The organism is Sphingobacterium sp. UBA6320 (assembly GCF_002440335.1).
Lineage (GTDB): Bacteria > Bacteroidota > Bacteroidia > Sphingobacteriales > Sphingobacteriaceae > Sphingobacterium.
This window is the reverse complement of the sequence record NZ_DJTA01000022.1, coordinates 1-24,612: the sequence shown is the minus strand read 5'-3', so window position 1 is coordinate 24,612 and position 24,612 is coordinate 1. Positions and strand designations below refer to the sequence as shown.

The window sequence follows — 24,612 nt, the reverse complement described above, 5'->3', positions numbered from 1 at the left end:
CCTGCCAACAGTCATCTACATTAAGAGAAAAAATACAATAAGTCTATACTTGCTAGCCCTACGAGGTTTAAATTATAAATCTCATAAAATATATACCGTTCGGTATATTATCGTATCTTTGTTCAATCATGACTAAAAAATATTTTTAAAAAATAATGTCAAAAGCAGAACAAACTCGGCAATTCATCATCGAAAAAACGGCTGTACTTTTTAATAAAAATGGATTTGCCGGAACTTCTTTATCAGATATGACCACTGCTACCGGCTTGACAAAAGGTAGTATTTATGGCAACTTTGAAAATAAAGAAGAGGTCATGATTGCTGTATTCAAACATAGTTCAGCGGAATTAGCGAAGAATGCTGATCGCGCTGTTTCCTTGGAAACCAGCGCCTACGATAAACTCATTGCATATACCCAATTTTATCGAAACAACTGGTTTGCTATTTCCGAAACCGGCGGTTGTCCCATGTTAAATGCGGCTATCGAAACAGACGATGCGCTGCCATTTATGACCTCTGCCGTTCAAGATGCTTTTGCCAGTTGGACTAAAAGATTGGAGCATATGATTGAATTGGGAATAAAACAACATGAATTTCGTCCAGATATCAATTCAAAAGAATACGCAACCACCTTTTTAATGTTGATTGAAGGCGGAATTTTGCTTTCAAAAGTAACGAATGCACCCCAAAATTTATATTGGGCATTAGATCGGATTGTAAAAATTATCAATGATGAAATCGTCATCTAAAAAACTGGACAAACAATATATCCATCGGTATGTTGACCATTAACCATCCAATCTTTTTGAGATGAGTACCATTAACACAGCTTGATTTTAAGGAAGCACCAGAAAGAACACTTAGAAAAGATAAACTATATAATATGAGTCCAATAGAAATAATGAAATCCTGTATCGGTCAAGAGTTTACGGCATCGCCATCGCCATTTATGCATTGGTTAAATCCTGTTGTGAAAAGTGTAGAAACGGGTGCATTAGAATTTGAATACCGGATTCGCCCCGAGTGGCTCAATCCCATTGGAAATCTGCACGGCGGTGTAACTGCAGCTATTGTTGATGACGTTTTGGGTGCTACCATGTTTTCTTTAAATGAAGCATATTTTTACACCACCATCAACAATGTGATTGATTATTTTTCAACCGCAAAATCAGGGGAGACCATCATCGCAAAAACGCTTATTATCAAGAAAGGAAGGCAATTCATCAACGCAGAATGTGAGATTTGGAATGCCGATAAGACGAGATTAATTGCCAAAGGTTCTTCCAATTTATTTAAAACTGAAATAAAAAAAAATACATGAAACGAGTTGTCATAACAGGTTTAGGTACCATCAATCCATTGGGAAATGATGTAGACACCTTTTGGAAAAACAGCCTTGAAGGAAAAAACAATACGGGCATTATTTCCCGTTTTGATGCGTCCAAATTTCGCACCCAAATTGCATCCGAAATAAAAGATTTTGAGCCCCAAAAATACTTGGATCGTAACGAAATAAAACGAAGCGATTTATTTACGCAGTACGCTTTATACAGTGCCTCGCAAGCTTTGGAAGATTCGGGTTTAGATATTTCCACCATCGATCCATTCGACATTGGCGTGATTTGGGGAGTAGGACAAGGCGGAATGGAAACTTTTGAAACAGAAGTTGAAAATTACGTAACCGGGAATTATATCCCCCGATTCAGCCCATTTTTTGTGCCCCGATTGATTGTTAATATGGCTTCTGGAATGATTTCGATGAAATTTGGTTTACAGGGTATCAATTATACCACGGTCTCAGCTTGCGCCACAGCCAATACAGCGATTATGGATGCGTTTAATTACATCCGCATGGGCAAAGCAAAAGTCTTTGTGAGCGGTGGTTCCGAAGCGCCCATTACCGCAGCTTCGGTGGGTGGTTTTGCTGCAATGAAAGCGATGAGCACGAGAAATGAAGACCCTAAAACAGCCAGTCGTCCGTTTGATAAAAATCGAGATGGTTTTGTAATGGGAGAAGGAGCTGGAGCGTTGATTTTGGAAGAATATGAACATGCCAAAAAGCGAGGAGCTAAAATTTATGCCGAATTGGTGGGGGCGTCCATGACTGCAGATGCATACCATATGACATCGCCACATCCTGAGGGTATAGGAGCCGCAAAAGCCATGCAGCTTGCCATGGAAGAAGCAAAACTCAATTTTTCGGATTTGGATTATTTAAATTTACACGCCACCTCCACACCTGTTGGCGACATTGCAGAACTAAAAGCCGTTGAAAAAACGTTCAAAGGTTCCAAAAATTTGTGGGTCAGTGCCACCAAATCCATGACCGGCCATTTGTTGGGAGCAGCTGGAGCAATTGAAGCTATTTTAGCTATAAAATCGATTACTGACAATATCATTCCGCCAACCATCAATATTGAAGAACTGGATACGGACATTCCAGAAACTATTCAAATTGTCAAAAACAAACCCATGGAAAAGATCATCAAAACCGCTATGAGCAACGCTTTTGGATTTGGTGGACATAATGCTACTTTGGTTTTTCGTAACATCTAAATTTAGTTAACAAGGAAAGAAATACTTAATAGAACAGCTAAACAAATATCAATTTATGAGGTGTTTCTTAGGAAATTTACTAAGTTCCAGCCGCTAAATGGGAAGCAGCAATAATCTTAGGAAATAAGAGGTGCCATACACAGCTACCCCGAAAATAGGGGTCGCGTTTACATGCCGCTGTCTGCTCTGCAGAGCTAGGGCAGTCTATTACAAGACAGGCTTCAAAATTTGCAGGCATTCTTGAGGAGCGTGATCTGACAACGATTTATACCTTTTATGCATCAGTAATCAATGCACCCCTATTTATTGAATACACATGTAGGTCGACCAGGACCTACATGTGTATCATTTATTAAAAGCCAAGCCAAAACTTCTCCACTTGCCATCAGCAGCTGTATCCTCCCAATGATCTAATAACCGACTGTGATCATCTCACACTTCTCCAACATGACAACTTTCCAGAAGAGAAAATGGTGTTCCCAATGTGCTTTTTCTTTTTCCAAAAACTTATTAAAATAACCAAATACCAAGCTCGTTTCTCGACCAATACAAATACCAGCTACACCAAACCAAGTTATTCCTCGACCACTACAAAAAATAGATCAAAAAACGCACTTTCAATCCTATCAACCGACAAATAGAGTAATTACAGGCTTTGGTATAGGTCAAAATCAAGTTGGTCGAGAATATTTTTTTTCAGAACATAGATGAGCGAGTTTAGGGAAAAACAAATTATCACTAAATCTTAAAATGATGGAAAATTTGAACCTAGAGCTGATCGAACAATTTTTAATGATCGAAAACGAAATCGTTGCCAGTGCAGATCACGTTGCCATTGCGCATAAAGGAATATTTGATGAAGAAGATAGTGGCGGAATTACCTCGCTCACCACTCGGACCCATTAAGTCCAACTAGAAAAAGGGAGGCGCGCTTATGCAAAGATATTCCTGCATATTGATCGAAGACGATGCCATGGCCATCGATATGATTAGCGATTACATCAACAGAAGAGATGATCTGATCCTTTTTGGTATTGGTAGCGAGCTCCCCGCCTCTTCATGCATTGCCTTGATTTCCGGGATTCCTTTACATCTCTACAGAGGACCGCTTCCTGCAGGACCCATATTTGAGTTATCCAAACCGATTTCCTACACCAATTTTAGCCGTTGTGTCGAAAAAATAGTTTTCAAATTAAAATCCGAAATCTGTGAATCCCCTGCTACCGTTTGATTTTTTTTTATTAAGAACCCCTCGATTTTCAACAGCAGTTTTAGACAAATTGAACCCATTGTCTTCCCAAGAAGAGGTCTATTCCTATATCTTGCAATTCTTCGAAAATCCGGAAACACTTCAGGCATTATATTTCGCAAATACCGAAGTATACGATCAACTTGTTGAATATACCAAAACGGGGACACATAAAAAGAAAGAAAAACTGTTCACGACCCTGTACAGATACCTGATCCGGATGTCAAGCCGGCCAACTCCCTTTGGACAATTTGCTGGCATTTCCTACGGTCAATTTTCATGGGCCAAGACCTCCTTACAACTAGCAAAGAGTATCGTGAGCCACATCCGTTTTGATCAAGAATTACGACTGAAAGCGAGCCAAGAGCTCCTGTCAGATTCAGCGATCAAAGAAAATATGACCTATTTTCCCAATAGCACCCTAGTCTATCAACAAACGACAATTGCCTATATTGGATACATCGATCAAGGCGAAAATCGTTATTTTCAATGGCGCAAAATCCAAGATAATCCATTACTTTCCAACCTCATCAACCTCGCAAAAGAAGGCATAACCTACCATGCAATGACACAATCATTGACTGCCCTTGGACTCAGCAAAGATCAAGCTAGTGGGTATATTGATGAGCTGATCGCAATAAAATTGCTCATTCCCGAGTTAGAGCCCATCGTCACCAGAGAGCGTTCACACGAACTGATGACCACGCTATCTTCACATTTAGGAGACAAAATAGACCTCTCTTTACTTCCTGAGGTCGCACAGGTCACACAGCATAGGGATGCTCCCTATGACCTCTCGAAACTGACTGCGCTCCAACAACAGATTCAAGCTTCTGTAGCTGGTCATTTCAAACATATCTATCAAGTCGATTACCGAAGAGATACCGTGACCAACCAGATCGATGCTGCCATGATCCAGCAGCTATCTCAAGAGCTCACAGAGCTGAGCATCCTCAACAAGAATACCCGATCTCCGGACCTGATTACATTTATCAACAAGTTTCAGTCGAAATATGGCGAGAGGAAGATTCCATTAATGGAAGCATTAGATCCAGAAATAGGTATTGGCTATGGGATGGCCAGTTCGCTCTCGGATGAAACCGTTCCGCTTCTGGAAAATTTCAACATCAGTTCCGTTCCAGATCCAGCGGAAAGATTCAACGCCATCATGCAAACGCTAATGGACGAAAAATCAGATCACACAGCAGCCAGGTTGCAGGTTCTGGAATTAAAAGAACATGATCTTCAGCGCTTTCAGCGGCAAGCTGAAGCGATTGCCAACAAGCCTATCTTGGGCATGTATCTGCTGGGAAATCTGCTATGGGACCAGGACAACCATCAAGCTGATGGTCCTTATAAATTCAATCTTTTAAAAGCCGGTGGAGCCTCAGCCTTGCCCCTAATGACAAGATTTGACCATTTAGATCCCAAATTAAAAGAAAAGCTTTTAGAAATCGCTGCCTATGAGGAAAAACAGGTCGAAGGAGCTATTTTAGCAGAAATCATCTTTCTGCCCAATGCAAGAGCAGGCAATGTCCTTGCACGATCTTCTCTCTACCAGTATGAGATCCCCATCATCTGTCAAGCCGCGGTGCAAGATGAGTATACGATTAAACTGGAAGATATCGAGGTGACCGTCAAGGATGGCAATATCAAGCTCATTTCCAAAAGGTTAAACAAAGAAATTATTCCCCGCCTCAGTAGTGCACATAATTTTCACTATGGGATGGTCATATACCGATTTCTATGCGATCTGCAGAAGCAAGATTGGGGCATGGATCTCCAATGGGACTGGGGTTCTTTATCTGCAAAAACGTATTTACCACGTGTTACCTACAAACATTTTATCCTCTCCCGAGCACGCTGGAAAATCAAACAACAACATTTATCCAGTCACCATGAAACGGATATTCAGCAAAGTATCAGCTTTCTCAAATCTAAATATGGCCTCCCCGATCGCATACTCCTGACCGAAGGAGACCATGAGCTATTCCTTGATCTTAACAGCGTCATGGGAGCAAAAGTGCTGTTACAAGAATTATCAAAAAATAACATGACGATAGTAGAATATTTATACGATCATTATCAGAGTGTTGTCCAAGGCGAAAATGGTGAGCATTTTAACAATGAAATCATTATTCCCTGCAAAGTTGGGCATTATAAAAGCACTGCCCCCTTATCTTCGGCATATGCAGCAACCATGACAAGACAATTTCCATTAGGCACAGAGTGGCTGTATGTAAAACTGTATGCTGCAGAACGTACCTTTGATCGGATTCTCTCCGATCCCATCCCAAAACTAATTGCGCTACTCCATGAAAAAAAATATCTAAAAAAATGGTTTTTTATCCGCTACAGCGATCCCGATCCACATGTAAGAATCAGGATAAAACTCCGCGAACAAGGCACACATGCTCTCGCGGACATCATCCAGTTCATCAATCAGTACTGCGAACCTTTTATTTCACAAAAGAAGATCTTCAACATACAGTATGATACTTACGATCGGGAATTAGAACGGTATGGAGCCAGCAATATGGGCTATTGCGAACAGCTATTTCACGCAGAAAGTGAATTGATCCTGAATCTGTTGCCGCATTTAAAAACAGAAAACAATGCCAATTTAAGATGGCTTATTGCCCTAAAAGGAGCCCATTTCATCTTGTCGTCCTTTCATCTCACGGTTTCTGAAAAAATCGCGCTCACCGAAAAAATAAGAGATCAGTTTCTGGTTGAATTTAGCCATTATAAAAAACTGCGCTATTCCATGGATATGACTTATCGGGCAAAGTATCATCTGATTCATGACTTTTTCAAGAACCTATCCGATCAATATCCTGAGATATCGCATGCACTTGATCATTATAACAGCCGAATAAAGGAGATCAGCATCAAATGCCTCGATACACCTGAATTTAAAGAGCAACCTCAAGCCATCATGGCTGCTTTGATCCACATGTTCTTCAATCGAATTTTTGCTCAAAAACAACGCGAACAAGAGATGGTCGTCTATCATTTCCTGTCCAAATACCTTCGGTCGGCACACCTACAATCCAGCGCTATAGCACATCAATATTATTCATTTCCCGAAAGTCCCAACCTTCGATAAAGCTCCGTTCTATACTGTCCGCCGATCGGAATATTTCCTATGCTACCTTTCATGATCATCACATTGCCTTCTACGCGTTTTGCAAAATCCAAGTTAACGATATAAGACTTATGGATCCGCACAAACTGCTTCGCATTGAATAATGCCGCTTCCATATCGATCAATCTCTTCCATACATTATATCTTTTTTCCAAAGTCTCTATCCAGACATAATCCTTATCCCCTTTAATATAAAAGACCTCGTTGTATGGAGATATAATGATGTGGGATCGATCTTTAATAATCAGAAAGTTGCGTTCCGAATTGGATTTTTTTTCACCGTCCAGATAGGCATGTGCTTTCTCCAACGTTTTGAGTAACCGGTCCACACCATACGGCTTTAAAATATAATCCAGCACATGGAGTTCAAAACTTTCCAGTGCATAGGAAGGATCGCCCGTCACAAATACAAATAAAGGTGGATTTCGCAAACTTTTTAGAAATGTGACACCGTTGACATCAGGCATCTGAATATCACAAAAGACAAGATCCACCTCATTAGAATTCAACATCATCCTCGCATCCATTGCATTGTCATACACCCCCAGAATCTCCATATCTCCAATCTTTTTTAAGTGAGACACCAGTATTTCCTGTGCCAGCTCTTCATCATCAATTATGATACATCTCATCATTTTCCCTTTCAAAGTTTAATCTCTAATAATACGCTATAAAGCTGATCATCTTGTTTTATATCAAGCAAATAATGGCCATGATAATAAATATCCAATCTTCTTTTTATATTTTGCAGCCCTAGGCCACCGTTTTGGTGCTGTTCAGCCCGATTATTGACACTATTGGAGACCTGGTACTTGAGCACCCCATCTTCAATCTTGATCGACACGTTCACCCAAGCGTCTTTCCGACTGCGATCCGGCCCATGTTTAATTGCATTTTCAATAAAAGGCATTAATATCAGCGGTACGATCTGGTAAGGTTCATCGGTATTCTCCGTTATGATTTCGATCCTCACGTCTTCTGGATACCGCAGCTTCATCAGGTGTAAGAAATCTTTCAAAAACTGCACCTCATGTATGATATAAATCCGATCGCCTTTGGTCTGGTACAAGATGTATTTTAATAAATTTGATAAATTCAAAATCGAATCAGACGTATTGGGATCTTGTTTTTCAGCCATACGATAGATACTGTTCAAGGTATTAAAAACAAAATGGGGAGATATCTGTGATTTCAATGTATCGAGTTCCAATTGCAGATTATCGCGTTCCAGGCTGGCCTTATCGCGTTCCAAAACCGTTAATTTATGCGCATCCTCAAAAATCACTTTAGTCAGCTTGGGTGATAGTGGAAGGGAAATTAAAAATAGAAAATCAAGAATAACATCGGATAGATTTTGATATGAAAATGCACCCCAAAAACCATCCTCCAAAAAAATATTAAAATAGGCATGTATTTTAGACTCAGATGGAGGTATCATATCCGAACCGATTTTACAGATGACATAGGTACAGCCCACCCACCACAAGAAAGAAAAAACAATCCCAATTAAAGACAGCAAGATCTTACCTTTTAATACCCATTTTGGCAATAACCAAGAAGCCAGATAAAATAAGGTGGACGTGACAAACAAGTCCTTCATCATAAAAATCCAATAGTACTCCCCGACCAGCCTTTCATACGAAAGATAATATAATAGCGATACCGCTACCCAAAAGAGTAGATGAACCACCATACGAACATGTGTTTTATAACACTTTCCCCACATAATTTAACTTGTCATGAGTTGAAGGTCTCTCTTGTTAGGACAGACAACAAATGCATAAGAATACTAAAAATAAATCTAAAAAAACAAAAAATGCTGCATTGTAAAAAAATCGTTAGCTCATTAAATCGATATTTTACATTTATTAAACTATTATTTATTTCAAGGAAATAGTAGGCACAAGATCAATTTTACACCATTCCATATAAAGAGAACCGAGATCGACATTTTGATCGTTAAAAGACCATCATCCGACAAACAGGTCAATTCAGAAATCAGGAGGTGCTGCGTAAGGATCCGATTTACAATATCTTACAACAGGGAATAAAATAGAAGAACTGCCTTTTGATCAATACTTGATATCCCTTTATACGGATTGGTGTCCACGATGCAGCATGAGACCACAAGGTTAATCCGCAGGAGGCGTCCGAACAAAATTTTTGCTCCTATCAGCACAGATAGATCAAAACGGCGTCATCATCGACATCTTGAGCCGCGAACACCAGCTCCTTCCCTACTTATTTGGATTGCTGTTGTATGGAGATTTGCCTCACACCGTTTCCATGATGTACAGTGATGTCAAGTTTCCGTAGTGACTCATCATCGTTATGATACACTGCAAAACGCAACTTGTGCCGGTCCACTTTTTCCAGAATAAACCATTGGCCGGTTATTAAATACACGACCTCTGGCCCATCCGAAGAAAACCTCTTAGATTTGACCTCAATTGATTGATCAGATAATAGCACTTGCTTCCCATCTATGATAAGATCCAAAAACTGCCAATCAACCGTATTACTAGCCGATATAACCGTATCAATTCCTGCTGCAGAAATCTGATAAGGGCCCCGATTAAAATCAGGAGCATCTGCATAGCCTTCCTTATCATCACATGCCTGTATGGTCACGATCAGAGAAACACAGATCAGGAATAAAGTAATTATCGTTAATCTCTTCATCGGTTTCATACCTATATTTTTTTTCATGGTTATCCCTTTAATTTTGGTTTATGCCGGTATCAAATTGTCCTTTAAAAGACAGCAGTTTATGCGCATCCTCGGACACGGGCGAAGGAACCGAAAATTCAATTTGACCCACCACCTGCGATTTCTCCAGATCAAAAGATTGTATTATTAATTTTCCGGTTCCAAAACTGTTCTTATTCATTTCACCATTAGCGTAAACATGGCAGTACGCCAATCCTTTCTCGCGGTACCTGTACAAGTAGTTGATGGGCATGTTATGCTCTTCTCCTGCCATCCCGACAAATTGATATTCCTTGTTGATTGCTAACGGGTCCTTTAAAGGAATATCAATCATAATGGCATACCCGCCCACCTCATTTTGCCCTTGATTGACCAGCGCCAATCGAGAAGAAAAATATATTCCTTTTTGAAGATCATCAAAGTGATAGTTGAAAGAGGGCGTACGCTTTGCGCCAGGAGGAAGGATATAGGGTGTTTGATCTTTATAAGTGATTCCATCGACTTCACAGGTAAATTTTGCCGGCCATAATGTTGACTTATTTTCCTTGTTACATGCCATCGTTGTCAAGCATATCATTCCTGTTATAAGCAGCTTTATGCTCCTATCCACTTCAATCATCGTATTTCTATGTATTTTTATAATTATCTTTATAAATAATCATCAGCATATACACAAATCATTTCGTATTTTTAACGCCAAGATATAAATTTATAGACTAAATATTGATTATTCGGAAATCATTACATATCTTTTAGTTATTTTAAACACAAGATATAATTCTTCTAATCAGCTGGAGACTATCAGATATGCGATCCCTTGATCCAGCCCGGTCATGATTACGGGCATTTTAATTTCTTTTTGACCAAAAGAAAGATCGCGGGCAGCCAGTATACCACCGCCTGGCATGTCATGATGAAGCTGTGCAACTGAGTAATTGTCAAGTTCGACAAGTTCAAAAGAATCATTGCTCAATAAACTGTCAGGAACCGCGGTATCTCCCAAAGTTGAACGGCTATTATGGAGCAGATCTTCCTTTCCAGTATTTGCAGCTCTTCCTGGAGCAAAAATCAGATGCACACAAAAAATCAACGTCAGTAATAAGATCGGTAGTTTAGCTAGATTTTCTTTTATCATGATATATTTAGGCTTAACGAAAGGAAATTTAGCTGTTTTACGATCGTTATTTAAATATTCTCGACCAACGGGCTTTTGACTTATACCAAACCATAAAAATCCTCGACATCATATATTGGTGAGACTCCCGACGACTGGAATGGGATGAGCTTCTTTAAAAAATCGGGAGCGTTCACAAACAGGTAGGATCCGACATGTGGAAGCCTTGATTTTAATGTGCAAAAATCAAAAACGATGTGCTCACCGATCCTCCGAAACTAGGCTTGGCTGGCTGCAATGCGAACAATTGGACTGACTTCTAATTGTTTTTACGGTTGATCGATCCCACGGGATCCATCAGTCTATTTTCGTCCAGTTGATCCAAGAAAGTGCTTTCCCAAAAATTTTTATAGTTGACTTTCATCCTTCGCGTCACGATCAAAAGTTGATCCAATTTATCCGAATTAGTCGTCGACAGCAGGATCGCTCTTATTTCCTCATGGAGGATGACCAATTCCATATTGACCTCCTTTGAAACCCGATTTCCCATTTTTAGATCCATCTTCAACATACTGCGGCGGCACAGTCCATCGACTACATACAGCATATTGATATAACAATTTTGGCTTACCTTGACCAACCATGGATTGCTTAAGATCTTGTCGTCCACATGATGCAATGCCCATTTTTCACCATTTATAAAATAGCCAAACATGATCAATTCGGATTTCTCCAGAATAACAACTTTCCAGAGCGGAATATCCTGTTCCAGATGCCATCGCTCTTCCTTAGAAAACTTTCTAAAATAATCAAATACAAATGATTTGACCCTGCTGATGCGCCATATTTTCAAGAGTTCATCCTCCTGGTCCATTTCAATAGGTTCGACGATCTGCTGGAGCAATTCCTGTGCTTGAGGAGCATGCCCATTAGACATTTCTTCCGTTTTTCTTGCTGGCAGCCTAAATAAAAGCCTGTTCGGTTTAAGATATAAGATGATCACATACGATAATAGCGGAAGAAAGAAAAACCAGAAATCAGTTGTAAAGTAATCAAAAGTAAAGACTGTTCCGTGGTTGCGCTGGGCCAACAGCAAATTTAAAATATGGACATGGATCAAGCTGATCAGAACGGCTGCAGCGATCACAAATATGCCCGCTTTCAGCAGAGGTTTTAGCCCGATAAACCAGGCCATACGAAAGAAAAAATAATGATAGATCTTCTGGACAATATATAAATAGAGGTACAGCATTGCGACAGTCGCCACCAATACCTGCTGGAATAATGGTTGTTTCATACGCATCATCACATTGTCAAAGGCAGTTCCAAGATTTATCACAAAAGCAAATAATACAATGGCGAGCAAATAAAAAACATGCTTTTTCAGGTAGACATTAATCATAGAGAAAAGATATAGGTTAAATTATAAATTGATAAATGGTACTATGCTATTTTTGTAAATAATAGAAACATAAAGTTATAAAATCATTTTCAATAGCGAAAACGTTTTCGAATACAAGCTTAACAAAAATAAACTACAAGTAAATTAACTGTATTTTATGTTATACATACATTTACAAAAACGATGTACAAAAAATGTACATTTCCGAAAATAGCCATTTAATATCCTTGAAATTAGATTTTAAAGTTCCGAATTTTACTAAATAAGCACCTAAAAAAATATAATTAGAATGAAACAGATCCTAAACAATGCTGGCGTCACTGCCTTCCAAAACGAATTGTTCCAACTTACTTTAACAGAACAACAATTTCTGATCGCGCAAATCCGCTCGGATTTCGCACTCTTTATGAACACCCATTTTGATCTGCATGTCAACCAGATCGCGCAGATCAGCAACATGCCCCCCAATTTTAGAGCGACCCTCGCCGAGGGCATTGCCAGTACCTGGGAAGCGCAGCTGCATGTCAGTTTTGACAAAGAGACCATTGCAGCAGATGACAAACCGGGAGTCAAAGATATTATTGTCTCCAGCACCCCGCTCCCGACGGTCAACAGCGCCACGGCAAACAGTACGGTTATTTATCCCTTTATGATTTGGATCAGGTACCGTATCGCAGACTAAACTAACACCAAGCAGACCATGAACAGATTAACCAATAGCATGATATCCACCCAATCCGATATCGATTCCAACCTAGGGATCCACGTTAATATATAAATCAATTATGAAAGATTATAAACACCAATTGATCAAACAGTACATTGAAACCAAGCTCAACATGACTCCCGACAGGCAAGCCTTATTGTTTGAGCGTGCTGCACCCCTATGTCAGATCCAAAAAACGATCAAATACCAAGATCTCGAATCTCCAGGCCCTGCCCACGAAGGCCGCATCTGGTATTCAGCGCAGGCGATGGTACACAGTTACTATTACAACAAAGCCAGAGGAACCAATTACGGTACCCAGATCTGGAAGAAAAACGAAATTATCCTCTTTGCATCAAGCCTGCTCCGTGGCGAAGATCGGACCAATCATATCCAGATGCTGGAGTCCGGTATAGTGCTATCGATGAGCTATCGCGATGTGTTGGCACTACGCGAAGATTTCCATGAAGTTGCCGCGCATATCGAGCAGATCGTTGTCCAGAATGAACAGGCTTCGCAGCATCGGATATTACTGTTGAACGAACCCTCTACAGATCGGATCGTCAAGTTTGAAGCCGAAAACCCCTTGTTCTGCACCATTGCATCGGTCGGTACCAAAGCCATGCACGTGGGTTTGACCCGCCAGGGCTATACCGTCTTGAAGAAAAAGATTATGGGCAGGTAAAACTCCAGAAACTGTCAAAGATTTTACCCTAAAAATGCAACATCTTTGACAGTTTCTCTGTTCATATTTTTTCAAAATATTTGTCAAATTACCGACAGCAAAACTGTCAATCTTCTGCTAACCTCCCCATCCGATTTCTCTCGAACTTAGTGTTACCAACGAGTTCATAGGGGACAGTATTTCATACTCCTGTTTCACCATGGACCATGATATACGATTACAGGAGGTTGCCGAAAATCCTTTAACAGAGTAGGCATTTATTAAAGTTTAGGCTTTTTGATCTATAAAAGCATCACCATTATGCCTTGGTATATATATACGCCTTCACGTCGATCCAGTCCTACCAATCCCAACAATTGGACATTGGTCGGTTCTGTACCACCATTTGCTCCAGGACCCAATTATTTTTTAACCGCTATACAGGCAAACGACAATCTAGGACAGCCCATTATCACCAGCGCATTGCGGGGAGAGATGGCGCAAGCACTTCAGAATAGACGAGATACCACCAATGTCCTCTTGTCCAGCAGCAGGCGATGCTAGCCTGATTTGATTTCATGATCCAGGACCGATGGGACTTTAACATAAAAAAGCATATCAAATTTAAACACCAAATACTTACTTTCTTTTTTCAAAATACTGTTCAAATTCAAACCCGAAATGGGGCGTACCGATTCTGATTTTGCTGATACCGCTGCTGGCGCTTTCGGTTGTCCCATGATGTAATTACCAAAGACTTAAGTAGCGTGAATACTGCTTAAGTCTTTGGAATTGCTCATCCGGTGTGAAGATGCAGTTCATTCAAGAGAAAGTCCCTGATCTTGCTGCCCTACAGCCCAACGGTCAAAACCAAGGAGCATGCCGAAAATCCTGTAACAGAGTAGGCTAGATTAAAGTTTACGCTTTTTGATTGATAAAAGCACCCTCATGATGCCATGGTACACCTTTACACCCATATTGCCTTCTTGTGATCCTCAGGATCCGACCAATTATACCTTATTGGGAGATACACCACCCGAATCTTCCGAATCCAAACTTTTTGTTGCAGCCATACAAGCCGAAGATCATGCAGGCTTGCCCCATATCGATATGATGCTGCGTCTGGAAATTTCAAATGCCCTAGAACTGGAGATCGACACGATCAATGTCCGCTTGGATGATAGTAATAAATGTGCTAACTAACTGTTATGGCTTGGTACGCATATACCCCGATTACATTTCCCGGCAATATTTGTGATCCAAATAATTATACACTGGTAGGTATTTTTCCACCTGTATGTCCAAGTCCTAAGATATTTCTATGTGCTATCCAAGCTTACGACAATATGGGCCATCCGATTCTGACCCCTACTTTGATAGGTGAGATCGCAACAGCTTTACAAAATAGAATGGAAGGTGTCAATGTCCTGTTAAAACCTTGATCATATGCCTTTGGCATACAAAATTACCTTCCATTTATTTCTTTTTAATCTCACCACCTAAACCAATAATAAGGGGTTATAGTCCATAAAAAACTATACCCCTTCTTTTGAACATATTTATAATTAACCTTTTCTAAATATCATTTCCCTGTAACTATTCCACCTTCTTGTCCACCACAGGCTTTGTCGCCCGGTTGGCCAGTTCCCATGCCGTATAATAGATCAGTTGCGTCCGTTTGCATAAGATATCAAAATCAATCTTACCGATTTCATCGCTCGCTTTGTGGTAGTCCGCATGAAAACCGCTAAAGAAAAATGTCACCGGTATACCCTGCTTCGCAAAATTATAATGGTCCGAACGGAAGTACAATTGAAAAGGATCATTGCGCACATTAAAACGTTCGTCCAGTTCCAGTTTGGTATAGGTCGCATTGGTCTTCTTGATGATCGCATCCAGATCACTGCTCAATCGATCAGCACCGATGATATAGATATAATTGTGATCAGGATGCGGCAAGGTATCCGTGCGACCGATCATATCCACATTGAGGTTGCTGATGATTTTATTTAAGGGGACCACAGGATGACTGATATACCAAGACGATCCCAGCAATCCCTTTTCTTCACCCGTAGCAGCCATCAGGAGGATGCTGCGTTTAGGTCCTTTCCCCGCTTTTACCGCCTGCATAAACGCATCGCCCATCATCAGTACACCCGTCGTACCCGATCCATTATCATCCGCACCATTGTTGATGCTATCACCGACACTATAGGGATTTATGCCCAGATGATCGTAGTGCGCACTCAGCAATACCACTTCATCCTTCAATATGGGGTCCGAACCGGGTATCCATCCCAGTACATTGGCCGGATGAACAGCCTCAAATGTGCGCGAAGCAGAAGCTTTCAGGTCCGTTTTAAAAACAAAGGGATAGGGCTTATTACTTTCCACCAGCTTCTTACGCACAGTGGCCAGATCGGTATTGGCCGATTTCAATAGTGCATCAGCCACCTGTTGTCCAATATAGATAATGGGCATATTCTGGGGCATTTTTTCGATGCTCGACAGCTCTGCCGACCCCTCCAAGAGCATCTGCTCATTAAAAAGATGCTGCATCAGTCCATCCGATTTATGATCCACCACAGGTTCGATCATCAATAAAGCTTTAGCTTTATGAAAAGCCAAATATTTGACCTTATCCTGAAAAGTAAAGGCGCCATCCCGCGGTCCAGAACCGATCAGCATCACCACCTTTCCGGTCACCGATTGCTCCTGAAAATCATTATAAGATTGGATCCCATCGTCAATCACCCCATAGCCCGCAAAGAGGATACTATCCGTCTGCAGCTGAAAGCCAGGCAGGGAAATGGAACTGGGCATATTAAAAAAATCGATCACCGGTTGATATGGACTTCCCATTACCTGGAGCGATTGGGACAAGTGAATGCGAGTTGCATTGACCCTTTGCAGATAGTCCCCATCAACAGCCCCCTTTACCCCTATTTTTTTATAGTAGTCGGCGATATATTGTGCAGCTTTATCCCCATCAGCTGTCCCGGCCTCTCTACCCCGCAGTGCGTCAGACGCTAAAAAAGAGAGATGCGCTTTCGCATTGGTGGTATTGATCACTTTTGCAGAGGACAGAACCTCTTTATTTTGTGCAAAAGAAGCGCCACAGAGCAGCAAAAATAGAAAGAGTAAAATTTGTTTGTTTTTCATAAAAGTTTTGAACGAGTATCATCAATTCGTGTATCGGTCAGCCATTCAGCAAAAGTACACGTATATAGGTTCCTCGACACAGGCAGTTCCCTAGTGGAATCTCCATAAATTCATCTCAAAATCATTCAGGATAGCAATCTCGATATTTTACATTCCTATGGATAGGCACATCCATGACGATCACGTTGTCATCAATATTGCATTCAAACTGTCAAATAGATGCTAACGCTCCCTATAGATGATTCCCTAACTTAGCTCTTGTTCTGTTCATCATGTTAAGATGGTTGATACACAGTTTATATCAGTTTATTGCAAAATAGTTGACTCATTTTAAAGAAATTAAACTAGGCGTTGGGAAATAGCCCATTGTTTAATTGAAATCGGCCATGATGTCCCCAGTTCCACAAGAGCTGGGGATTTTTTATGATATACAGCTTCTATCTTTTTATTGGAGAAGCATTTTAAGGGATTTGCGAGATTATTAATGCGAAATCAGCAGATGGTAAGTGCATGACAGGATAAGCTTGTAAAACAGCTTGTTTTACACCTAATCGTCCTTACACGGCAGCTGCACAGGCCTTCCACTGTCCATTTCCTGGGTCGGCGACAGGTTTAGTTTTTTTTACTTTTTATCTTTAAATGCTGATCCTCTACCATTTTAGGATATTTAATTTCTATAAAATCTTTAAAATTATTCTCGGTCACAAATTTTAAAACAGACTCGATTAATTGATAAACCTTAGTTCTTCTTAATTCAGGGAAAGAGCTTCCCGGATTTTCATCAAGGCTTTTAGCATTTACAACAGCTTCTCGGACTAGGTGAATAAAATTTAAAACATTGTACCCTCCTTTTTCTAGATTTCCGATTATTCCTTTAAAATCGGTGCAGGAGCTAGCATCTAATACATCAATATCACTCTTTTTATGTAAATACAACCAAATTTCAAAACATGGATTACTTAAGGCAATATTCCAATTCTTACTTTTTTGGCAGTAATCTATGATTTCTTTCAATTGAGCAAATTCCCATCTATCGACATCCATCACAAACCATAATTCATCCTCATCGATCAATCCTTCATATTCGATATATTTTATTGCCCGTTCCAGTACCCATTTGGGAGCAGATTTGGTTTCATATTTTTGAAGTAGTTCCTGTTCATGGACCTTATCTTCGATAATATCAACTTTAATCCGATCTGAAAAGTGTTCAAATAATTTAAAATAATGCGGTTCTCTCTTACCTCCCTCACAAGCTATTGCAAATAAACGATAGTCACGCAAGAGTTCCGCAGGAGTTTCTCTTTGATAACCTCTCTTTTTACGAATCATAGTCTCCCCAATTTAATTCTTCCAAATTTGCTAAAAAAGGAATTGCTCCAAATCTTCCTTTAAGATACCCTTTCCTTATATCTAAATCATATCTAGGTTTATACTCACTTAGAGAGTATATTTTTGAAGCGTTATCCTTTTTACCCTTTTCTACGAACCAGATCTCATCTTGTCTAAATATATCCAAATCTAATAAATTAGATTCGTGGGTAGTAAAAATCAATTGCCCTTTTACAGCTTCTTCATCCATAATTTTCTTCATCAGGGCTTTGAGAAGTGCAGGATGTAAACTTTGATCTATCTCATCAATAACGTAAGTTACCTCATGCTCTAAAATAGCATTGAATGCAGGAATAAAATCAAGTAACCGCTGGGTACCATCAGATTCTTCATCAAGCTCAAAAGCTATTTTTTCGCCGTGATTATCAATATGATTAGAAATAACCTTTTTCACAACATAATTTCCATCATCGTCGCTGGTTAAAAGCACACCTTTGCCAGAATCATTCAACAGAATACTATGCCCTTGACTGAGTTCGATCATTAAATTTGATTTAAGTGCTTCATCATCTTCTCCGAAGTACTTATCAAAATCAACATTTTCAACACCTAACTCACAAACACCGGTATCGAATGTTTCTAGCAGGTTATTTGCAAAAGTTCTAAATTTATTAGAGGTTGTTAAATTTCGAACCAGCCCTCCATATTTGGTTTGAGGGTGAATAACCACCAAACCTTGCGTAATTTTATTCTTAAAATCAGTGATTTCCTTGATCTTCAACACCTCATCTTTACACAAAAAGAGCTCATTATTTTTTAATAAGTTATCCTTAATAAGCTCTATTAGTAACTTTTGTTTCTGAGATTTATAATATTTAGGTGCCACTGTAATCGATACTTTACCACTTTTATCGACTTCTCTATTAAAAATTAATTTATCATCTTTGCTAACTCCAGATTCGACCAACCATTCTTTCACAATTCGACTTTTGACAAAGCTAACGCCATATGCATACATCTTTTTTGCGATCACAAATTCTATTTCAAAAGAAACTGGTCTATCGATATTTTCTCTGTTTAGTTTGAATTTTAATGGATCTATTGAACTATTTAGACCCCCTGCAACAACAGTATCTTGTAAAAACTCTACAGCTTTAATCAAATTGGATTTACCTGCTCCATTTGCACCATAAATAGCTGCAGATCTTAATGTCTTAACTGGACCTTCATGGATATGGTTCTGATGAGTCTTAAAAGACCCTACCAACATATTAAATTCAACCTCCTCTCCAAAAGACAGAAAATTTGACACAATGAACCTCACTAACATAGCACTATATATTTATATGTAATCTTAAAACGAATATATGTTTTATAAATGACTTAATAATCATAAAAAAAACCAAAATATACAATTATATGAGATAATATCTCTTAACAACACTACACATAAGTTTGAAATATAAAAAACAGTACTTTTTGACGGAGTTAGTCATAGGTTCACAAACGCACTAAATTTCAAAAGGTAAGCAACGAAAATCGATAAGATTATTTTAACGAATTACCGGCAGATAGCACATATAAGTCTTATAATTTCAAAAGTGATCTGACTATACCCTATCTTCATTTACCCAATGGGTAAATACAAATTTCAAGTCCTCACCAGATAATGCATCAACATTACGTGTGCCATTTATTTTAAGAAAATCTAAATATTGTTTAAAATAGCTTTTAATAATTTTTTCACCATAAAAGTCAAATATCACCTCTTTTTCCTGTTAATCAACCCTATTCACCGATCACATAAACTCCCCCCATCATCTTGTCCACCATCTATACCCACAAGTACGATCATTCAAACTGTCTTATTTTAAACAATTTAAATGATAAAAACGCAACAGTAAAACTGTCAAAAACATGCTAACACCCACCTCTGATTTGTCGCTAACTTGATGTTAGTTTAATTCACCAGATAAAACTTGATTATGGCTACACTACTGACCTATCTTATTGTTGCGCTATTCGTCCTATTATGGGCCTACACCGCGATACCAAAATTTTTTAAGTTTCGGTCCTTCTACCATATTTTAGGATCGCAGGCCATTCCAAAATGGAGCGTGCCCATTTTATCAGTGATGATTCCATTAGTAGAACTTGCTGTTGTGTTTCTGCTGTTGTTCCCGGAGACCAGGTTATGGGGTCTATATGCCTCCTTTGGCTTGATGTTGATCTTTACGATCTATGTCTCCGGGATTATTTTTCAGGTTTACGATATTTATCCCTGCCCATGCGGAGCCATGTTCCGCCGGATGGGCTGGAAAAAACATTTAAAAGTCAATATTTGGCTCACATTACTCGCTTTTCTGGGCATACTGATGATGCAGTTCCATTTATTCACATAACTAAAGTTTACGCTTTTTGATGTATAAAAGCACCCCGATTATGCCATGGTACACCTTCACCCCCTGCTGTTCAAAGGATGGTAATCCGAAAGACAAAAATCAATACACGCTTTATGGCAGTCACCCGCCTTTCTGTCAAGGTCACCTGAGAGTCTGCGCTATACAGGCGGAAGACAATCGCAAGAAACCGATCATTACCTGCGATCTGGAAGAAGAGATCTGCTGTGCACTGGAACATCAGACCAGTACCACCAATGTATTGCTCAAAGGTGATGACTGCGTAGATTGCGATTGATCCAACATTGATCATGGATTTTTTTAGTTTTCATGTCTGAAATGGGCGCGTACACATCCCCTAAAGATTATGCTGTATGCCGCCTATCTTCAGGCAACACATACAAAATTAAATCAAAAAAGGGCCGAGCTGAAAACCCTGCAATCGAGTAAGCGGCAATTGATTATATACTTAAAAACAACTCAAGATGAGAATTTGGTATCTCTTTACCCCCAAGAAAGGTACGCGGGTAGATCCTTCCGATCCCCATCAGTACACAAGGTATGTGGTGGGCAAAAAATCGCCGGCCAACCGGGACTGTAGCGATAAGATCTATGCCATCAATGCTTACTTTGATGCTGCAGGCTTGCCCATAATTGATGAATCCCTGCAAAAAGAAATGGCTGCCGCCGCATTATCAGGCTGCGACAGTGAACATATTATCCTGCGTCAGGAATATTATCAGCAGCAGGGCACCAATAAAGTGTGGTACCACCTCTAAAAAAATATAAAGGAGCCTGTCGAAAATCCTGTAATAGAGTAGACATAAAATTTAAAGTTTACGCTTTTTGATCTATAAAAGCACGATGATTATGCCTTGGTATTCATTTACACCTCTAGGATCTTTTCCGTATGACATTTGTAATCCAAATAATTATACGCTGGTTGGAAGTAATCCTCCTAATTGTATAAGTCCTAAAAATCATTTGTGTACAATACAAGCCGCTGATAATTTGGGAAAACCCATTATAACATCTACTCTACTATGCGAAATCGCAAATGCCCTTAATAATAGATTTGACACGACGAATGTGAAACTGTGGCCGTTTTTGGTCTAAAGATAGAATAACCCACTAATTACACGTTATTAGAATATAATCTTTCTGAATTAAAACTTTTTTGTTGTAGATATAAAAGTCGTCGACAACGCTACCTTACCAAATATCGATCTGAAGCTCCGTGCCGAAATTTCTAATGTGGTGGAGCTTGAAGTTGATACTATCAAGTCAGATTAAATAATAGTAATAACTGGATTAATGAGTTATATAAGTTGATGATCACAGCTGTGATATAAAAAGATACCGTTCATATTGACAAAACGTAGCTAACCAGATTTATCATTTTATTTGTCAAATAGAAGACAATAAAACTGTCAAATATCTGCTAACCAACAGGTTTTATTTATACCGAACTTTATATTAGAAACGAGTTTATAGCAATTATATTAAATCCTTTTCTATACAAATCATATAATTCCTAGGAGTATGCTGAAAATCCTGTAATAGAGTAAGCCTGATTAAAGTTTACGCTTTTTGATTTATAAAAGCACTACAATTATGCCTTGGTATTCCTATACACCGATTACAATTCCTGGAAATATTTGTGATCCAAACAATTACACTTTGGTAGGTATTTTTCCACCTATTTGTCCCTCTCCTAAAGTACGCTTATGTGCTGTTCAAGCATTAGACAGTATGGGCAAACCCATTCTTACTTTTGCTTTACTTTGCGAAATAGCCACAGCAATGCAAAATAGAATGGAAAGTACTAATGTACTATTAAGACCATAATCAATAGGCTTATTTTTTAGAAAGAGAATCTCTTAAAAGTTTGTTTCTATTTAGCCTTGCAACATAAAACAGCAATAAAGGGTTATAGTTAACAACTATAGCCCTTTTTAGGACAGATGTGAAATGAAGCTTTCCTGAACAACAACCACTGAACTATTTCGTCTGTTTATCACCAAGTATTAGTTGCCCACTCTCGATTTCCCAAGCAGTATAATGGAACAATTTTCTTCACTTATAGTGATATCTAATTAAAACTTGTTCATTTCTCGATTTTTAGTTATCGGCATAAAGACCATTCTAGAAGATTGTCACAGGGAGTCCTTGCTGAGCCAGACTGTAATAATCCAAACGCCAATACAATTGAAAAAAGATCTTGGTAAAATTAGAACCTTCGTCCAATTTGGTATAGGTTTCATTTGTTTTCTTAATATTCCTATTCAGATCAGAAATCAAAAGATCAGCACAAACCAGGATCTGCAATCTATTCATTTGTCCGATTCTAGCCACATTAAAATTGCTGTCAATAATATACTGCGATTAAATCTCCGACCCAGTTTTTACAACTTACAAAAAACTAGTCATCATTAAATCAAGTGCATCGAAATCCATTAAATATATGGAGTAATAACTTTTACCTTTTTTATACTTACGGCTATATATAATTTTAGCGTATTGTTTTGCAGCGCTAAGCTTCTGATGATGTATTAAAAAAACCGAATAAAAGCTTATTGACACTTTATAACGTCAATGATCTTCCTTCTAAAAATAAGGGTGTATTTCAATATTTTTTTACTCAGTGAGCTTATTTTTTTTACAAACAATTCTAATACCAAATTGGATAAAATAGAACAGGGAATTCCTCTTTATAATCAAATTCTTATCAAAACCGACTTAACAAACTCAAAAACAATCAGGTAGACAATTTATTGACAATAAAACTGTCTCCGTTTAATCATTGTAATTGATAAAATTTCAACTACAAAACTGTCAAATCGTTGATAACACTGTCCTCCTTTTTCTAGCGAAATTAGTATTAGTTTAATTCATCAGATAAAACTACAATTATGATTACGACTATCATTATATATCTTATTGTTGCGCTATTCGTCCTGCTATGGGCGTACACAGCAATACCAAAATTTTTCAAATTTCGGTCCTTCTATAATATTTTAGGATCACAAGCGATCCCTAAATGGAGCGTACCAATTTTATCGGTGATGATTCCATTACTAGAACTTGCGGTGGTATTTCTGCTGTTATTCCCACAGACCAGGTTACTGGGGTTATACGCCTCCTTTGGCTTGATGTTGATCTTTACGATCTATGTCTCCGGGATTATTTTTCAGGTTTACGATATTTATCCCTGCCCATGCGGTGCCATGTTCCGAAGGATGGGATGGAAAAAACATTTCAGAGTCAATATCTGGCTGACGTTAATTGCCTTAGCAGGCGTGTTAATGATGCAGTTCAATTTATTTAAATAATTAAAGTTTACGCTTTTTGATGTATAAAAGCCCCAATATTATGCCTTGGTATACCTTCACCCCCTGCTGTTCAAAGAATGGTAATCCGAAAGATCAAAATCAATATACCCTATATGGTAATCATCCTCCATCTTGTGAAGGTCACCTGAGAGTATGCGCCATACAGGCACTAGATCATAATAAAATACCGATTATCACCTGCGATCTGGAAGATGAGATCTGCTGTGCATTGGAAAACCAGACCAGTACCACCAATGTATTGCTCAAAGGTAGTGATTGCAAAGAATGCGATTAATAAAACACAACACCTGTAATATAGTTTTTTAGTCTTCGAGTCTGATATAGGCACGTACACATACCCTAAAGATGGTGCGGTACGGCGCCTATAGTCAGGCAACAAAAAAATTAATACAGACGGGCCATGCTGAAAACCCTATAATTGAGTAAGCAACCAATTAAAGTTTATGCTTTTTGATGTATAAAAGCACCAATATTATGCCTTGGTATTCATTCACACCACTGGGATCATTTCCTTATGATGTCTCAGATCCTAACAATTACACACTTGTGGGTACTAATCCCCCAATTTGTCCGAGCCCTAATCTTCATTTATGTGCAATTCAAGTACCAGACAATGGAGGAAAACCTAATTTTGGTGCCGCTCCTGGTATTGCATTTCAAATAGCAAATGCTCTGAACAATAATTTAGATACAACAAATGTATTGTTGAGACCTAACCTTATTTAGTAAAAAATAAAGGTTCCAAAGTCAATTTTATTAAAATAACAGATATTTTTTAATTTGATATTATAAACTGTCTCATGAAGTACTTAGATAAT

At 38.9% G+C, this 24,612-nt stretch carries 28 protein-coding genes; 17 read left to right on the top strand and 11 right to left on the bottom strand.

What is annotated here, in order from left to right; genetic code table 11:
- The first annotated feature begins 155 nt into the window (after positions 1–155).
- From B3P23_RS13890 to B3P23_RS13865, 6 genes are all read left to right on the top strand, one after another.
- Positions 156–749, top strand: coding sequence for a TetR/AcrR family transcriptional regulator (locus B3P23_RS13890; protein WP_293927097.1), 594 nt, complete (start codon positions 156–158; stop codon positions 747–749).
- A 134-nt stretch (positions 750–883) separates the two neighbouring features.
- Positions 884–1,321, top strand: a complete 438-nt coding sequence (locus B3P23_RS13885) for a PaaI family thioesterase (RefSeq protein ID WP_293927094.1) — start codon at positions 884–886, stop codon at positions 1,319–1,321.
- Positions 1,318–2,556 carry a beta-ketoacyl-ACP synthase II gene (gene fabF, locus B3P23_RS13880; RefSeq protein ID WP_293927091.1) on the top strand — a complete coding sequence of 413 codons (1,239 nt, stop codon included), beginning with the start codon at positions 1,318–1,320 and terminating at the stop codon, positions 2,554–2,556. The genes B3P23_RS13885 and fabF overlap by 4 nt, the downstream gene beginning before the upstream one ends.
- A gap of 762 nt (positions 2,557–3,318) precedes the next feature.
- Positions 3,319–3,462, top strand: a complete 144-nt coding sequence (locus B3P23_RS13875; RefSeq protein WP_293927088.1) for a hypothetical protein — start codon at positions 3,319–3,321, stop codon at positions 3,460–3,462.
- A 28-nt stretch (positions 3,463–3,490) separates the two neighbouring features.
- Positions 3,491–3,787, top strand: a complete 297-nt coding sequence (locus tag B3P23_RS13870) for a hypothetical protein (protein WP_293927086.1) — start codon at positions 3,491–3,493, stop codon at positions 3,785–3,787.
- Positions 3,765–6,914, top strand: coding sequence for a lantibiotic dehydratase (locus B3P23_RS13865; protein WP_293927083.1), 3,150 nt, complete (start codon positions 3,765–3,767; stop codon positions 6,912–6,914). The genes B3P23_RS13870 and B3P23_RS13865 overlap by 23 nt, the downstream gene beginning before the upstream one ends.
- Here the strand turns inward: B3P23_RS13865 and B3P23_RS13860 are convergent.
- The 6 genes from B3P23_RS13860 to B3P23_RS13835 form a co-directional block, all read right to left on the bottom strand.
- Positions 6,881–7,588, bottom strand: a complete 708-nt coding sequence (locus B3P23_RS13860) for a LytR/AlgR family response regulator transcription factor (RefSeq protein WP_293927080.1) — start codon at positions 7,586–7,588, stop codon at positions 6,881–6,883. The two genes, B3P23_RS13865 and B3P23_RS13860, sit on opposite strands and share 34 nt — an antisense overlap.
- 8 nt (positions 7,589–7,596) lie before the next feature.
- Positions 7,597–8,646 (bottom strand): sensor histidine kinase, encoded by a 1,050-nt coding sequence (locus tag B3P23_RS13855; RefSeq protein ID WP_293927077.1) that lies wholly within the window; start codon positions 8,644–8,646, stop codon positions 7,597–7,599.
- Between the two features lie 548 nt (positions 8,647–9,194).
- Complete coding sequence (locus tag B3P23_RS13850; RefSeq protein ID WP_293927074.1) at positions 9,195–9,662, bottom strand: hypothetical protein; 468 nt, start codon at positions 9,660–9,662, stop codon at positions 9,195–9,197.
- A gap of 10 nt (positions 9,663–9,672) precedes the next feature.
- Positions 9,673–10,221 carry a hypothetical protein gene (locus tag B3P23_RS13845; RefSeq protein WP_293927071.1) on the bottom strand — a complete coding sequence of 183 codons (549 nt, stop codon included), beginning with the start codon at positions 10,219–10,221 and terminating at the stop codon, positions 9,673–9,675.
- A gap of 228 nt (positions 10,222–10,449) precedes the next feature.
- Complete coding sequence (locus B3P23_RS13840) at positions 10,450–10,797, bottom strand: hypothetical protein (RefSeq protein ID WP_293927070.1); 348 nt, start codon at positions 10,795–10,797, stop codon at positions 10,450–10,452.
- 298 nt (positions 10,798–11,095) lie between these two features.
- Entirely contained in the window at positions 11,096–12,178 is a 1,083-nt protein-coding gene (locus B3P23_RS13835) for a hypothetical protein (protein ID WP_293927069.1), read from the bottom strand.
- Positions 12,179–12,467: 289 nt separating this feature from the next.
- Between B3P23_RS13835 and B3P23_RS13830 the strand changes: the two genes are divergently transcribed.
- The 3 genes from B3P23_RS13830 (at position 12,468) to B3P23_RS13820 (ending at position 14,112) form a co-directional block, all read left to right on the top strand.
- The gene (locus tag B3P23_RS13830) at positions 12,468–12,860 is read left to right on the top strand and encodes a hypothetical protein (protein ID WP_293927067.1); all 393 of its coding nucleotides are present in this window, start codon (positions 12,468–12,470) and stop codon (positions 12,858–12,860) included.
- 103 nt (positions 12,861–12,963) lie between these two features.
- Positions 12,964–13,569 carry a hypothetical protein gene (locus B3P23_RS13825; protein ID WP_293927064.1) on the top strand — a complete coding sequence of 202 codons (606 nt, stop codon included), beginning with the start codon at positions 12,964–12,966 and terminating at the stop codon, positions 13,567–13,569.
- Between the two features lie 300 nt (positions 13,570–13,869).
- A complete protein-coding gene (locus B3P23_RS13820) occupies positions 13,870–14,112 on the top strand; it encodes a hypothetical protein (protein ID WP_293927061.1) in 243 nt (80 codons plus the stop codon).
- Here the strand turns inward: B3P23_RS13820 and B3P23_RS13815 are convergent.
- The gene (locus tag B3P23_RS13815; RefSeq protein ID WP_293927058.1) at positions 14,109–14,288 is read right to left on the bottom strand and encodes a hypothetical protein; all 180 of its coding nucleotides are present in this window, start codon (positions 14,286–14,288) and stop codon (positions 14,109–14,111) included. The two genes, B3P23_RS13820 and B3P23_RS13815, sit on opposite strands and share 4 nt — an antisense overlap.
- 208 nt (positions 14,289–14,496) lie before the next feature.
- Here B3P23_RS13815 and B3P23_RS13810 point away from each other — a divergent pair, with 208 nt between their 5' ends.
- Positions 14,497–14,751 (top strand): hypothetical protein, encoded by a 255-nt coding sequence (locus tag B3P23_RS13810; RefSeq protein ID WP_293927055.1) that lies wholly within the window; start codon positions 14,497–14,499, stop codon positions 14,749–14,751.
- Positions 14,752–14,756: 5 nt separating this feature from the next.
- Positions 14,757–14,990, top strand: coding sequence for a hypothetical protein (locus tag B3P23_RS13805; RefSeq protein ID WP_293927052.1), 234 nt, complete (start codon positions 14,757–14,759; stop codon positions 14,988–14,990).
- Between the two features lie 154 nt (positions 14,991–15,144).
- Here the strand turns inward: B3P23_RS13805 and B3P23_RS13800 are convergent, their stop codons facing one another.
- The 3 genes from B3P23_RS13800 to B3P23_RS13790 form a co-directional block, all read right to left on the bottom strand.
- On the bottom strand, positions 15,145–16,710 hold the full coding sequence (locus B3P23_RS13800; protein ID WP_293927049.1) for a M28 family peptidase: 1,566 nt from the start codon (positions 16,708–16,710) through the stop codon (positions 15,145–15,147).
- A 612-nt stretch (positions 16,711–17,322) separates the two neighbouring features.
- A complete protein-coding gene (locus B3P23_RS13795) occupies positions 17,323–18,042 on the bottom strand; it encodes an RloB family protein (RefSeq protein ID WP_293927045.1) in 720 nt (239 codons plus the stop codon).
- Positions 18,032–19,312, bottom strand: coding sequence for an AAA family ATPase (locus tag B3P23_RS13790; RefSeq protein ID WP_293927042.1), 1,281 nt, complete (start codon positions 19,310–19,312; stop codon positions 18,032–18,034). The genes B3P23_RS13795 and B3P23_RS13790 overlap by 11 nt, the downstream gene beginning before the upstream one ends.
- Positions 19,313–20,027: 715 nt before the next feature.
- Between B3P23_RS13790 and B3P23_RS13785 the strand changes: the two genes are divergently transcribed.
- From B3P23_RS13785 to B3P23_RS13775, 3 genes are all read left to right on the top strand, one after another.
- Positions 20,028–20,444, top strand: coding sequence for a MauE/DoxX family redox-associated membrane protein (locus B3P23_RS13785; RefSeq protein ID WP_293927039.1), 417 nt, complete (start codon positions 20,028–20,030; stop codon positions 20,442–20,444).
- Between the two features lie 482 nt (positions 20,445–20,926).
- Positions 20,927–21,220: a hypothetical protein gene (locus B3P23_RS13780; RefSeq protein ID WP_293927037.1), complete on the top strand. Its 294-nt coding sequence runs from the start codon at positions 20,927–20,929 to the stop codon at positions 21,218–21,220.
- 835 nt (positions 21,221–22,055) lie between these two features.
- Positions 22,056–22,289 carry a hypothetical protein gene (locus B3P23_RS13775; RefSeq protein ID WP_293927034.1) on the top strand — a complete coding sequence of 78 codons (234 nt, stop codon included), beginning with the start codon at positions 22,056–22,058 and terminating at the stop codon, positions 22,287–22,289.
- Between the two features lie 297 nt (positions 22,290–22,586).
- Here the strand turns inward: B3P23_RS13775 and B3P23_RS13770 are convergent, their stop codons facing one another.
- On the bottom strand, positions 22,587–22,778 hold the full coding sequence (locus tag B3P23_RS13770; RefSeq protein ID WP_293927031.1) for a hypothetical protein: 192 nt from the start codon (positions 22,776–22,778) through the stop codon (positions 22,587–22,589).
- A gap of 575 nt (positions 22,779–23,353) precedes the next feature.
- Here B3P23_RS13770 and B3P23_RS13765 point away from each other — a divergent pair.
- The 3 genes from B3P23_RS13765 to B3P23_RS13755 all read left to right on the top strand — a co-directional run bounded on the left by B3P23_RS13765 (position 23,354) and on the right by B3P23_RS13755 (position 24,520).
- Positions 23,354–23,773, top strand: coding sequence for a MauE/DoxX family redox-associated membrane protein (locus tag B3P23_RS13765; RefSeq protein WP_414713155.1), 420 nt, complete (start codon positions 23,354–23,356; stop codon positions 23,771–23,773).
- A gap of 40 nt (positions 23,774–23,813) precedes the next feature.
- The gene (locus tag B3P23_RS13760) at positions 23,814–24,068 is read left to right on the top strand and encodes a hypothetical protein (RefSeq protein WP_293927025.1); all 255 of its coding nucleotides are present in this window, start codon (positions 23,814–23,816) and stop codon (positions 24,066–24,068) included.
- A 200-nt stretch (positions 24,069–24,268) separates the two neighbouring features.
- A complete protein-coding gene (locus B3P23_RS13755) occupies positions 24,269–24,520 on the top strand; it encodes a hypothetical protein (RefSeq protein ID WP_293927022.1) in 252 nt (83 codons plus the stop codon).
- The last annotated feature ends 92 nt before the right edge of the window (positions 24,521–24,612 follow it).